Consider the following 12,065-nt stretch of genomic DNA (forward strand, 5'->3'; position numbering starts at 1 on the left):
GGACACGAAGGCATCCCTGGCTCGCGCCCCCAAGCGTTCGGCAAACGACCGTTCGATGAACACCGACTCATGAACCGCGGCCGCTCCACAGGCCTGGCTGAGACAGGAGCCCACTGCCACCCGAGGGCGTCACGGGTATGGGCACTGGACGCCGGCTGGTCCATCGCGAAGCGTTTCACGGCAGGCGGCTGATCCGAAAGGTCCACGTCGGCGACGTGCTCGCCCGCCCTCCTTGCTGCGGTCTCACCGCAGCAAGGAGGGAGGCGTCGCCCGTGACGATGGCCGCCGCGCCCCCCTTTCCGGGAGACTGGGAGAGCGGGAAGGAGGACCAGCCGATGGCGGCGCGGACACGACAGACGACGGACGCGGACGAGCGCAAGGAGCGCGAGGAGCCCGTGGAGCGCGAGGAGCCCGTGGAGCGCGACGAGTCACGCTTCCTGCACCGGCGGCCCGCTCCAGCGCTGCGTCCGCTGGTCGCGTGGTACAGCGGCTATCGCGAGGCCGGAGTCCCGCCCGCCACGCACCGCGGACTTCCGTCGCCCTACCTGACGGTGATCCTCACGCTCGACGACCCGCTCGTCGTCGCGGCGCACCCCGATCCGCGCACCCCGCCCGGGTCGTACGACACGCTGGTCGGCGGGCTGCACACCGGCCCCGCGCTGATCAAGCACGACGGGCGGCAGTCGGGCGTGCAGCTTGCGCTGACGCCGCTCGGCGCGCGGGCCCTGCTCGGGTTGCCCGCCGGCGAGCTGTCGGGGCTCGACCTGGACGGCGCAGAGGTGCTCGGCCGGCGGGCGGGCGAGCTGCGCGAGCGCCTGCTGGAGGCGCCCGGCTGGGACGAGCGCTTCGCGGTCCTCGACACGGTCCTGTCCCGGCACGCCCGCCCCACGCGGGCGCATCCGGCCGAGGTGGCGCGGGCGTGGCGGCGGATGCTGGCCGCCGGCGGGCAGGTCACCGTGTCCGGTCTCGCCCGCGAGGCGGGCTGGAGCACCAGGCACCTGAACGGCCGGTTCCGTGAGGAGATCGGCCTGTCCCCCAAGGAGGCGGCGCGGGTCGTGCGGTTCGACCGGGTCCGCCGTCTGCTCAGTGTCCACTACCAGCCCCGGGGCGCGGTGGCGTCCGGACGGCGGCTCACGCTGGCCGACGCGGCGGCCGAATGCGGGTTCTACGACCAGGCGCACCTCGCCCGCGAGTTCTGCGCCCTCGCCGGGTGCTCCCCCAGCCGGTGGCTGGCCGAGGAGGGCGGCCATGGCAGCGAGCTGTTCCGAAACGTCCAAGCCGTGCCGGGGGACGGCTCGCCAGACTCGGTGGCATGAACGACACCACACCGGCACCTCAGGTATGGCCCACGCTGCGGGCCAGGAACGCACGCGCCCTTATCGCCTTCCTCGTCGAGGCGTTCGGCTTCGAGGAGACCGCCGTGTACGGCGAGGGCGACCGCGTCGACCACGCCCAGCTCTCCTGGCCGCACGGCGGCGGGATCATGCTGGGCAGCGTCCGGGACACGCCGGACGACAAGTGGACCCTCACCCCCGGCTCGTTCGGCGCGTACGCCGTGACCGACGACCCGGACGCGTTGTTCGCGCGGGCGACCGCCGCGGGGGCGCGGGTCGTCCGGGAGCCGTGCGACACCGACTACGGCTCCCGCGAGTTCGTCGTCCGCGACCCGGAGGACAACCTCTGGTCGTTCGGCACCTACCGCGGCGAGCCGCGGAAGGCGGCCCTTTAGACGTCGTCTCATTCGGTGAGCCGGCGGTAGCGAACAGGGGCGGCGGCGATGGCGCCGACGTTCGCAGCGGCGGTGGAGACGGCGGCGGCCCGGACGCTGTACCGCGTTCGCTGCGGGAGTTTCTCGGTCGGACGCGCGGAGCGGCGGCGGGGTCTCGTGTCTACGTTTCCGCGTCCGTGGCCGGCGCCGTCGTCCGCGTCGCGCGCACCGATCGCAGGACGACGAACATACAGGCCGTCCCGACCGCACCGGCTCCGCAGATCACCGCGTACGGAGGAATGAACGCGGCGACGGCGCCGCCGGCGGTCACGCCGAGCCCCTGGAGGGTCATGAGCCCGGCGCCCAGCAGGGACATGGCGCTGCCCCGCACCGTCGCAGGCACCGCTTGCACGAACCACTGGTCCATGCCGAGTGTGTAGGCGGCGCACAGCCCTGTGAGCAACAGGAGCGCGACCGCGAGCGGCAACGGCGGATGGACGGCGAACGCGGCCATCGGCAGCATCGACCCCGCCGCCAGCGGCAGTGCGATCCGCTCGCGGGCGGCCGCCCCGAGCAGGGTGCCGGCCAGCACCTCGCCCACCGCGGTCCCCGCGGGCATCGCGGCCATGATGAGCCCGAACCCCGCCGAGCCCGCACCCGCGGCGTCCGCGAAAGGCGCGGCGGTTCCTTCGGCGACGATGAAGAACGTCGGCGGGATCCACCACATCAGCAGCAGCGCGCGGATCCGGGGGGCGCCGAGCAACCACCGGGTGGAGGCGACCGAAGCGCGCATCATCGCCTCGCCCCCCGATGCCCGGGCCGGGCGGCCGCGGGTGCCGAGACGCAGGAGCAACGCGGAACCGAGAAAGGTACCGACGGTCACGAGAAGCGCGGTGCGGGGCGACAGCCATACCAGGGCCAATCCGCCGAGTCCGTAGCCGATGATCTGGGACCCCTGCGAGACCATCCGCACCAGCGAGCGGCCCAGGACGTACAAGTCATCCGGCAGGATGTCGGCCAGGCTCGCCGCCCGGGTGCCGGTGAACAACGGCGACATCATCGAGACGGCGAAGCGGAGGACGAACAACACCGCGAGCGGAGTCACCGGAACGGCCATCAACGTCACGCAGCCGGCCGAGAGCAGGTCGCAGGCCACCAGCACCCGGCGGGCGGGGTATCGGTCGGCGACGCCGGAGAGCAGGATCCCGCTGAGAGCGTAGGGCAGGAAGCCGAGGGCGAGGACGAGCGCGGTCAGCGGCGCCGAACCGGTCCGCCGGAATACCAGCACGGCCAGCGAGGCGTCGGCGAAGACGCTTCCCAGCATGGAAAGGACATGCGCCGTGAAAATCGCCTGGAATTCTTTGACCGCGAACACGGCGCCGTATCCGGCTTTGACGCGTGCTCGGCTTCGTGAGGCCGCTGAGGCGTCCTGCGATTCGGTCGTGGAGGAGGGCTCTGCCATGCGGAGATTCGCTTTTCCCTGTCATGACGGTCACAGCAGGTACCCGCGGGCGCCGAAGCCGGGTTCGAGGGGCGGCACGACTGCCACGGCATTCTGCCCCTCGAACCCGACACGACGATCTCGTGACCGAATCGGACTGAGATCAACTTCTTGGGTCATGCCTGGTTAGGCGGGAAACCAGCCCTTGGGGAACGACGTCATGGCAATTCACCTCCCTATAGGCAGGAAGTCTCATGTGGCGGGGATGGTCGCGGGGGAATGCGTCGACCGCGATCGCGGACGCGACACGCCCCCGATTAACCTGAACAACTATGTTCGAGTTTTACTCTAGCACTTAAGTCGTACATCAGTGTTCGGATTGAGGCGTGACGAGGGTCACAGCGCGCTGCCTCTGCGATGAGGAGAGGTGAGGGGTGAGGTGCCGATGAGCCGGCGTCAGGTCGTCCGCGAACGGTCGAGTCCTGACGGGGAACCGGCGCGACCAGGGCGTCAGGTGGAGAGTTGCCGGGCCTGTCCGAAGGTGCGGCCGAGCAGCACGTAGCCCAACGCGTACGGGGCGGCGCCGACGATCTCGATGACGGATGTGATCACCGAGTGCGGTCCGAAGCCGAACAGGGACGCGGTTCCGCCGATCGCGTAGACCACGCCGCCGAATCCCAGGAGCAGGCCGGTCCACCGTTGTCCGTACCGGTTGAGCAGCAGGGCGAGCAGCACGTATCCCAGAGGGAAAACGATGTTCGCGGCCAGCACGATGATGCCGCCCTCGATGTCGATGTCCTTGGAGGTGTGCACGAGGTCGGGCGCATACCTGGCCGTCACCGGGTTGTGGCCGCCGTCGAAGACGATCAGTCCGAACCAGAGCATGGTCCCGGCCAGGGCGATGTACAGCGTGGTGAGTCCGCGCGGACCGAACCTGTTCATGACCAGAGCCAGGACACCGGCCAGGCAGATCGCCTGGACCAGCAGGCTGATGGCCTCCATGGAATGGGTGAAGGCGTACCACTGGGCGCCCGCCGCGATGTCGTGCCCGTCGCGGGCCGGGTGCAGGATGACGGTGAGCAGGAAGAACGGGCCCCCGATCATCGCGGTGAGCCTCACCATCACCCGTACGTACCGGGTGTCGTCCTCGCCTCCGTGGTGGCGGAGGGGCCGGGGCGGTGTCGTCGTGCCGGCGTCGTGGTGCGCCGAGCGGTGGCTACTCATCGTCGTTCTCCTGGATCTCGTTGCGTTGCGGATGCGCGTCTGGTGCGGGGCTCGGCGACGCGTGTGGCGCCGCACCGGCGGGTGCGGCCCCCGCGGGCACGACGAACGCGCTCAGCACGGCGGCGGCCGACGTGACGACGGCGCCGACCGTGAAGGCCGGGGTGACGCCGGTCGTGCCGTCGGTCGTGCCGTCGGTCGTGCCGTCGGTCGTGCCGTCGGTCGTGCCGTCGGTCGTGCCGTCGGCGGCGACGGTGGACAGGACGGCGACCCCGAGTGCGCCGCCGAGCCGGTGGAAGGTGTTCACGATGCGGGTCTTAACCCGAACAAGCATGTTCGGGTTTCAGGCTAGCACCTAAGTCGTACATTGATGTTCGATTTAGAATGGCGCAGTCTCCAGGTCGCCGTCACCGGGAAGAGGCGCGCGGTCGCGGCACGGTGGTGAGGAGGTCTGGCGCCTTGAGATGTCACCCGGCGGAGACCCTGCCGAGCCGCGTGGCCGCGGCGTGGGCGTGCGCGGCCAGGGCCGACCGGTGGCGTCGGCGGTTACGGGGCCGGCGTGGGCACGGCCGTGCCCGGCGGAGTGAGGGCGGCGAGCAGCGTCGCCGAGATGACCCGCGCGGCGTCGTCGGCGTCCAGCCTGCCGGCGGCGGTGTCCTCCGCCGCGGCGTGCATCAGGCTGAACACGGTCGTGACGAGCCACCTCGCGGGCAGGTCGTCGCGGAAGGCGCCGGCGCGTCGCCCGCGATCGATGATCGCCTGGACCCTTTGCAGGGTCCGGTCGTGGACGGCCAGGATCCGCTCCGGGGGCAGTTCGCGTTGGGCGGCCTGAAGCACGGAGTGAAACTGGTGGACGATCTGCCATGAGGCGCCGACGAGCCGGGTCAGCGCCTGGCAGGGGTCACCGGAGGTGTCGGTCGCGTCGAGCGCGGCGTCGGACTGCTCCATCGTGCGCGTCAGGACGGCGTCGACGAGATCTGCCCGCGTTTTGAAGTGCCCGTAGAGCGTGACCCGGCCGACCCCCGCCGCCTTGGCGATGTCGGCGACGCTGGCGTCGGCGTCGCGGGCCAGGCAAAGCTGGGCCGCGTCCAGGATGGATCTGATGTTGCGCCGGGCGTCGGCTCGCCGCTCGGCCTGCGCCGCGGGGCGCTGCGCGGACCGCGACCCGTCACCGGCGCCGCGCGGTGTGGCTGCCATTTCCGCTCCTGTGCTCCCTGAGCCGACGTTCCGAGCAACTCGAACAGCTTAGTTCACGTTGCCAGGACGCGAGCGAGCCGTCACAAGGTCAAGCGTGGCGCACCAAGGAGTGAGGTAGGGGATTCCCCACCATGGTTTCGGCGGTGCGCGGGATGGGCCGTGATCACCGCCGGAACCTACCGTCATGGCCATGACAAACCCCCTCTCCAAGCGACTCCTCGCCGCCGCGACCTGCGCAGCCCTGGCGGTCACCGTGCTCTCCGTTCCCGCCACCGCCGCCACCGCGATCACCCGGCCCGCCGCCACCGCCGCCACCGCGGTCACCGCCGAGGCCCCGCGGGGCGCGATCGTGTCGGCGACCCGCCTCGACCGGCTGTCGCCCGCCCAGGTCTCCGCCACCCTGCGCACCGCCGGATTCCCCGCGCCGGAGCACCTGCTCGGCGTCGACGTCTACCGGGTCGTCTACCGGACCATCGGCACCGACGGGGCGCCCACGACCGCCAGCGGCGTGGTGACCCTGCCCCGCTCACGGGACGGGCGCCTGCCGTTCGCGGTCTACGAGCACGGGACGCTCCCCACCAAGCGCTACGCGCCCTCCGTCTCGGCGGACGGCGACGGCCGGCTGGTGCCCGTCATGTTCGCCGCCGCCGGCTTCGCGGGGCTGGCGCCCGACTACCTCGGTCTCGGCCTCGGGCCGGGCCGGCACCCGTACATGGACGCGGCGTCGGAGGTGACGGCCTCGGCCGACCTGCTGCGCGCCGCGCGCGATCTCGCCGCCCGGCACGGCCGGACCCTCGACGGCCGGGTGATGGTCACCGGCTTCTCCCAGGGCGGGCAGGCCGCGATGGCGCTGGGCCGCGCGCTCCAGCAGGGCGCCGTGCCCGGCTTCCGCCTCGCCGCGCTCGCCCCGATCAGCGGGCCGTACGCCGTGGAGCGGGCCGAGCTGCCCGCCGTCCTGTCCGGGGACATCGAGCCGCACACCGCGACGTTCTACCTCGCGTACTGGATCACCTCGATGAACCGCCTCCACCACCTGTACGACACACCCGCCCAGGCGTTCCGCGCGCCGTACGACACGACGGTGGAGGGGCTCTTCGACGGGCTGCACACCGAGGAGCAGATCGCCGCCGCGCTCCCGGCGAGCCCGGCTGAGCTGCTGACCGACGCGTTCATGGCCCAGACAAGGCAGCCCACCGGGGCTTTCCTCGAAGCGCTGCGCGCCGGCGACACGACCTGCACCGGCTGGCGGCCCCGGGTCCCGGTCACGCTGTACGCCTCCCGGGGCGACCGCGACGTGGCGATCGCCAACTCCCGGCTGTGCCGCGACGACCTGGCGGCGGGCGGGGCCGAGGTGCGCCTGGTGGACGTCGGGGCCGTGGACCACATGCACGGCGCCCTGCGGTCCCTCCCCCGCGTGCTCCGGACGTTCCAGGATCTCCTCTCCTGAGGACGCCGGGACGAATACCCCGACAAAAAGCGGAAAGGGGGGTCTTGAAGAGGACAAACAACTCAAATGAGATCAAATAGCGAGAGGAGCCGTCCCATGACGGACGTGTCGAGCAAGGGACCGGAGCCTGGGGACGAGCGTCCGGTGCTGACCAACCGTCAAGGGCACCCGGTCTACGACAACCAGAACCAGCGGACGGTCGGCGCGCGCGGCCCGGCCACTCTCGAGAACTACCAGTTCCTGGAGAAGATCAGTCACTTCGACCGGGAGCGCATCCCGGAACGGGTGGTGCACGCGCGCGGCACGACGTCGTACGGCTTCTTCGAGGCGTACGGCATGTGGGGCGACGAGCCGATCGCCCGGTTCACGAGGGCGAAGCTGTTCCAGGAGACCGGGAAGCGCACCGACCTGGCGGTGCGGTTCTCGACCGTGATCGGCGGGCGGGACTCGTCCGAGTGCGCCCGCGACCCGCGTGGCTTCGCCGTGAAGTTCTACACCGAGGACGGCAACTGGGACCTCGTCGGGAACAACCTCGCGGTGTTCTTCATCCGCGACGCCATCAAGTTCCCCGACGTGATCCACGCGCTCAAGCCGGACCCGGTCACGTTCCGGCAGGAGCCGAACCGGATCTTCGACTTCATGTCGCAGAGCCCGGAGAGCATGCACATGCTGGTCAACCTGTTCAGCCCGCGCGGCATCCCGGCGGACTACCGGCACATGCAGGGCTTCGGGGTCAACACCTACAAGTGGGTGAACGACCGGGGCGAGACCGTGCTCGTGAAGTACCACTGGATGCCCAAGCAGGGGGTCAGGAGCATGACGGCCGAGGACGCCGCCCGCATCCAGGCCCACGAACTGGGCCACGCCACGAAGGACCTGCACGACGCCATCGAGCGCGGCGACTATCCGGAGTGGGAGCTGCTCGTCCAGATGATGAGCGACGACGAGCACCCCGAGCTGGACTTCGACCCGCTCGACGACACCAAGGTCTGGCCGGAGGAGATCTTCCCGGCCAAGCCGGTCGGGCGGATGGTCCTGAACCGGACGTTGGACAACGTCTTCGCCGAGAACGAGCAGATCTCCTTCGGCACCGGCGTCCTCGTCGACGGGCTGGACTTCTCCGACGACAAGATGCTGGTGGGCCGCACGTTCTCCTACAGCGACACCCAGCGCTACCGCGTCGGGCCGAACTACCTGCAGCTGCCGGTCAACCAGGCCAAGAACGCCGACGTGCGGACCAACCAGCGCGACGGCTTCATGACCTACCACCAGGATCGGGGAGGCGAGAACCCGCACGTCAACTACGAGCCGTCCATCACCGGCGGGCCGCGCGAGGGACAGTTCCCGGCGCACGACGAGCAGGGCCCGGAGATCGTCGGCAGGCTCACCCGCAAGCGCATCCCGCGGACCAACGACTACAAGCAGGCGGGCCAGCGCTACCTGCTCATGGAGCAGTGGGAGCGCGACGACCTGGTGGAGAACCTGACCACCATGCTGTCGCAGTGCGACCGGCCGATCCAGGAGCGCATGGTCTGGCACTTCCTGCTGGTCGAGGACGACCTCGGGCTGCGCGTCGGCGAGGGGCTCGGCATCACGCCGGACGACGTCATGCATCTGGAGCCGCTGGCGAGCCAGGACCTGACCGACGAGGACAGGGAGCGCCTGGCCAACCTCGGCAAGAACGGCCCGCGCGACGTCTCGGGGCTGAAGATGACGCACTGCGTCCCCGACGAGCGGGCCACCGTACCCGCGATGTGAGAGTCGCCGTGCGGATCAGGGCCCGGCCCGGACTTCCGAGCCGGGCCCTGGCACGTCCGCACCCGCGTGGGCCGCTACCCTACGGGAAGGCTGCGATGTTGAGGAGTGTGCGACTATGCGCGTTATTGATGCTTTCCGGCAGGCGTACGGCGGCGAGCCCGCCGGAGTCTGGCACGCGCCCGGCAGGGTCAACCTGATCGGGGAGCACACCGACTACAACGACGGCTTCGTGCTGCCGTTCGCGGTGCCGTGGGGCGTCACCGCGGCCGTCAGCCCCCGCGAGGACCTCACCGTCCGGATCTCCTCGCTGCAGGCCCCCGGCGAGGAGCAGGTGCTGGAGGACGTCGAGCGGGCCGAGGGCTGGGCCCGCTACCCCGCCGGAGTCGTCTCGATCCTGCGCGGCGCCGGGCTGCCGGTGCGGGGCGCCGACATCGTGATCGACGGTGACGTGCCCAAGGGCGCGGGGCTGTCCTCCAGCGCGGCGCTGGAGGTGTCCGTCGGACTCGCCCTGAGCGACCTGTACGGCCTCGGCCTGGAGCCGATGGAGCTGGCCAGGCTGTGCCAGAAGGCCGAGAACGAGTTCGTCGGCATGCCGTGCGGGATCATGGACCAGGCGGCCTCGGCCCTGAGCAAGGAGGGGCACGCGCTGTTCCTCGACTGCCGCTCGCTGGCCAGCCGCGCCGTTCCGTTCGACCTGTCGGCGTACGGCCTGCAGATCCTCATCATCAACACCGGCGTGCACCACGAACTGGCCGACGGGCAGTACGCCAAGCGGCGCCAGGACTGCGAGAACGCCGCCAAGCACCTCGGCGTCCCGTCGCTGCGGGACGTCACCGACCTCGCCGCGGCCCTGTCGAGGCTCAGCGGCGACGAGCGGGCCCGCACCCAGCACGTCGTCACCGAGAACCACCGGGTGGAGGCCGTCATCGGGCTGCTGCGGGCGGGAGCCGTACAGGAGATCGGCGCCCTGCTGAACGCCTCACACCTGTCTCTCCGCGACCAGTACCAGGTCTCCTGCCCGGAACTGGACGTGGCGGTCGAGGCCGCGGTGCGGGGCGGCGCGCGCGGGGCGCGGATGACCGGCGGCGGCTTCGGCGGCTCGGCCATCGCGCTGGTCGCCGACGACCGGGTGGACCGGGTCCGCGCCACCGTGGAGCAGGCCTACGCCGAGCGCGGCTGGGCCGCGCCGACGTTCCTGCCCGCCACCCCGGCGGCCGGCGCCCACCGCCTCCGCTGAGTCCTATCCCAGGGGCGGGAAGTCCGGCGGCCGGCGTTCGAGGAAGCTCGCCACTCCCTCGGCGAAGTCCGGCCGCCGGAACGACTCCGTCATCAGCCGTACGGCCTCGTCCCTGGCCTCGTCGAGCCCCTCCTGCCAGCCGCCCCAGATCTGCCGCTTGATGATCGCCATCGAGGCGGGCGAGCACTGGGTGGCCAGCTCCTTCGCGTACGCGACGGCCTCGGCGAGCAGCCGCTCCCCCGGCACGGCCCGCACGGCGAGGCCCATGGCGCACGCGTCGGCTCCGGTGAAGACGCGCCCGGACAGCAGCAGGTCCATGGCGCGGGCCTGCCCGGCGAGCCGGGGCAGGATCCAGCCGAGGCCCCACTCCGCGATGAGCCCGCGCCGGGAGAACGCGGTCGTCCACTTGGCGTCGTCGGCGGTGACGACCACGTCGCACACGAGCGCGTGGACCATACCCAGACCGGCGCAGGCGCCGTTGACCGCGGCGACGACCGGCGTCCGCAGGGTGGTGGGGAAGGTGGTCGGCCTTCTGTCCTGCTCATCGGCGTACGTGCCCGCCTGCAGGGCCGTCAGGTCCGCGAAGTCGGCCCCGGCGCAGAAGCCCTTTCCCGCGCCGGTCACCACGATCGCCCGTACGGACGGGTCGCGGTCGGCCTCCTCCAGCAGGTCGAAGTAGCGCCGTCCCATCTCGGCGGTCCAGGCGTTCAGCCGTTCCGGCCGGTTCAACGTCAGGATCCGCACACCGCCGTCGTCCTCGGACAGCACCACCATGTTCACCCTCCCTAACCCGAACTATGTTCTACACCACGGGAGGGCGGTGGACGTAGGCCGGCGTGAGCCGTACGTCGTCGTAGTAGCGGTGGAAGACCGGCGTCGCGGCGCCGGACAGGGGAGGCACGATCCAGGACCAGTCCGCGGGGCAGACACGACCGCTGCGCTCCTCCCGCTCCAGATGGGTCAGGAACCGCCGCGCCTCGGTGTGGTGGTCGGTGATCGTGACGCCGTCCTCCGCGAAGGAGTGCAGCACGGCGACGTTGAGCTCCACCAGCGCCTGGTCGCGCCAGAGCGTCCGCTCGTGGGAGGTGTCGAGGCCGAGCCGCTCGGCGACCACCGGAAGCTGGTCGTAGCGGTCCCGGTCGGCGAGGTTGCGCGCGCCGATCTCGGTTCCCATGTACCAGCCGTTGAACGGCGCGCACGGATAGGCGACCCCGCCGATCTCCAGCGACATGTTCGAGATCGCCGGCACGGCGTGCCACTTGAGCCCCAGGTCGGCGAACCACGGGAAGGCCGGGTGCCGCAGGGGCACCTCCAGGACCACCTCGTGCGGCACCTCCCGCAGGACCAGGGCGCCCTTGGCCTCCACGACCAGCGGCAGGACGTCGAACCTCGTGCCCTCCCCCCGCCAGCCCATCCGCAGGGCCCGCTTGGTGATCTCCGCGTTCGCCGGGTCGCCGAGGACGGAGCCGTCCTCGCGGGTGTACCCCGCATAGCGGATGAGCTGGTCGTTGAGGATTCGCGGCGCCCGCTCCCCCGGCCGGTCGGGGGCGAGCACCGTGATGGTGGGGCGGATCCTGCCCCGTCCGGTGGCCGCCCTGAGGTGCTCGACGCACTCCTCGGCCACGCCGTCGGCGGTGTCCACGTGCCGCCGGTCACGGACCTGCAGCGACCGCCAGTAAAGGCGCCCGATGCACCGGTTGCTGTTGCGCCACGCCACCCGCGCGCCGAAGGTCAGCTCGCCCGTGGTGTGCGTGTACGTCCCCGTCTGGTCGATCTCCGCGAGGACCTCCCGGAGCCGAGGCTCCACCGGGCCCGCCACCGGGTTCTCCGTGTGGTGGAGCCGGATGAAGTTCTCCGCCTCCCGCCAGTCGATCTCCTCCCCGCGCTCCCGTACGGGCGCGGGGGTCTTTTTCGATTTCCGCCAAGTCAGCACGACCGCCACACACTTCGCGCTCACGGGCGCCCCGCGCCGGTTCCGGGCCGGCGGCGACACCCTTCCCGCAGTGGCCCTCACCCCACTGCGCCGTCCGTGGTCCGCGGCAGCCGCGACCGGTAC

At 71.3% G+C, this 12,065-nt stretch carries 11 protein-coding genes; 5 read left to right on the plus strand and 6 right to left on the minus strand.

Annotation, left to right across the window (positions count from 1 at the left end; genetic code table 11):
• Nucleotides 1-278: 278 nt before the first annotated feature.
• Together HHX35_RS03000 and HHX35_RS03005 are read left to right on the plus strand one after the other, a co-directional pair.
• A complete protein-coding gene (locus tag HHX35_RS03000) occupies nt 279-1,316 on the plus strand; it encodes an AraC family transcriptional regulator (protein ID WP_259404773.1) in 1,038 nt (345 codons plus the stop codon).
• Nucleotides 1,313-1,729, plus strand: coding sequence for a VOC family protein (locus tag HHX35_RS03005; RefSeq protein WP_182897451.1), 417 nt, complete (start codon nt 1,313-1,315; stop codon nt 1,727-1,729). Before HHX35_RS03000 ends, HHX35_RS03005 begins: the two co-directional genes overlap by 4 nt.
• A gap of 160 nt (nt 1,730-1,889) precedes the next feature.
• Here the strand turns inward: HHX35_RS03005 and HHX35_RS03010 are convergent, their stop codons facing one another.
• From HHX35_RS03010 to HHX35_RS03025, 4 genes are all read right to left on the minus strand, one after another.
• Nucleotides 1,890-3,170, minus strand: a complete 1,281-nt coding sequence (locus HHX35_RS03010; protein WP_182897452.1) for an MFS transporter — start codon at nt 3,168-3,170, stop codon at nt 1,890-1,892.
• Nucleotides 3,171-3,659: 489 nt separating this feature from the next.
• A complete protein-coding gene (locus HHX35_RS03015; RefSeq protein ID WP_182897453.1) occupies nt 3,660-4,373 on the minus strand; it encodes a hypothetical protein in 714 nt (237 codons plus the stop codon).
• Nucleotides 4,366-4,704, minus strand: coding sequence for a hypothetical protein (locus HHX35_RS03020; RefSeq protein ID WP_182897454.1), 339 nt, complete (start codon nt 4,702-4,704; stop codon nt 4,366-4,368). Before HHX35_RS03020 ends, HHX35_RS03015 begins: the two co-directional genes overlap by 8 nt.
• 212 nt (nt 4,705-4,916) lie before the next feature.
• Complete coding sequence (locus HHX35_RS03025; RefSeq protein WP_182897455.1) at nt 4,917-5,567, minus strand: TetR/AcrR family transcriptional regulator; 651 nt, start codon at nt 5,565-5,567, stop codon at nt 4,917-4,919.
• A 190-nt stretch (nt 5,568-5,757) separates the two neighbouring features.
• On the opposite strand from HHX35_RS03025, the gene HHX35_RS03030 reads away from it, so the two are divergent.
• From HHX35_RS03030 to galK, 3 genes are all read left to right on the plus strand, one after another.
• The gene (locus tag HHX35_RS03030; RefSeq protein WP_220504908.1) at nt 5,758-7,014 is read left to right on the plus strand and encodes a hypothetical protein; all 1,257 of its coding nucleotides are present in this window, start codon (nt 5,758-5,760) and stop codon (nt 7,012-7,014) included.
• Nucleotides 7,015-7,110: 96 nt separating this feature from the next.
• The gene (locus HHX35_RS03035) at nt 7,111-8,772 is read left to right on the plus strand and encodes a catalase (protein WP_182897457.1); all 1,662 of its coding nucleotides are present in this window, start codon (nt 7,111-7,113) and stop codon (nt 8,770-8,772) included.
• A 115-nt stretch (nt 8,773-8,887) separates the two neighbouring features.
• Nucleotides 8,888-10,009: a galactokinase gene (gene galK, locus HHX35_RS03040; RefSeq protein WP_182897458.1), complete on the plus strand. Its 1,122-nt coding sequence runs from the start codon at nt 8,888-8,890 to the stop codon at nt 10,007-10,009.
• Nucleotides 10,010-10,012: 3 nt separating this feature from the next.
• Here the strand turns inward: galK and HHX35_RS03045 are convergent, their stop codons facing one another.
• Both HHX35_RS03045 and HHX35_RS03050 read right to left on the minus strand, forming a co-directional pair.
• Nucleotides 10,013-10,783, minus strand: coding sequence for an enoyl-CoA hydratase-related protein (locus tag HHX35_RS03045; protein ID WP_182897459.1), 771 nt, complete (start codon nt 10,781-10,783; stop codon nt 10,013-10,015).
• A 28-nt stretch (nt 10,784-10,811) separates the two neighbouring features.
• On the minus strand, nt 10,812-11,966 hold the full coding sequence (locus HHX35_RS03050) for a nitric oxide synthase oxygenase (RefSeq protein ID WP_310738867.1): 1,155 nt from the start codon (nt 11,964-11,966) through the stop codon (nt 10,812-10,814).
• Between the last annotated feature and the right edge of the window lie 99 nt (nt 11,967-12,065).

This window comes from Microbispora sp. H10830 (genome assembly GCF_014161375.1).
GTDB classification, from domain to species: Bacteria; Actinomycetota; Actinomycetes; order Streptosporangiales; family Streptosporangiaceae; genus Microbispora; species Microbispora catharanthi.

Bases quoted from the DNA above. Each gene is read 5' to 3' on its own strand.
- HHX35_RS03000 (WP_259404773.1), top strand. From the start codon at position 279: ATGGCCGCCGCGCCCCCCTTTCCGGGAGACTGGGAGAGCGGGAAGGAG.
- HHX35_RS03030 (WP_220504908.1), top strand. From the start codon at position 5,758: ATGACAAACCCCCTCTCCAAGCGACTCCTCGCCGCCGCGACCTGCGCA.
- HHX35_RS03010 (WP_182897452.1), bottom strand. From the start codon at position 3,170: ATGGCAGAGCCCTCCTCCACGACCGAATCGCAGGACGCCTCAGCGGCC.
- HHX35_RS03025 (WP_182897455.1), bottom strand. From the start codon at position 5,567: ATGGCAGCCACACCGCGCGGCGCCGGTGACGGGTCGCGGTCCGCGCAG.
- HHX35_RS03005 (WP_182897451.1), top strand. From the start codon at position 1,313: ATGAACGACACCACACCGGCACCTCAGGTATGGCCCACGCTGCGGGCC.
- HHX35_RS03020 (WP_182897454.1), bottom strand. From the start codon at position 4,704: ATGCTTGTTCGGGTTAAGACCCGCATCGTGAACACCTTCCACCGGCTC.
- HHX35_RS03015 (WP_182897453.1), bottom strand. From the start codon at position 4,373: ATGAGTAGCCACCGCTCGGCGCACCACGACGCCGGCACGACGACACCG.
- galK (WP_182897458.1), top strand. From the start codon at position 8,888: ATGCGCGTTATTGATGCTTTCCGGCAGGCGTACGGCGGCGAGCCCGCC.
- HHX35_RS03045 (WP_182897459.1), bottom strand. From the start codon at position 10,783: ATGGTGGTGCTGTCCGAGGACGACGGCGGTGTGCGGATCCTGACGTTG.
- HHX35_RS03035 (WP_182897457.1), top strand. From the start codon at position 7,111: ATGACGGACGTGTCGAGCAAGGGACCGGAGCCTGGGGACGAGCGTCCG.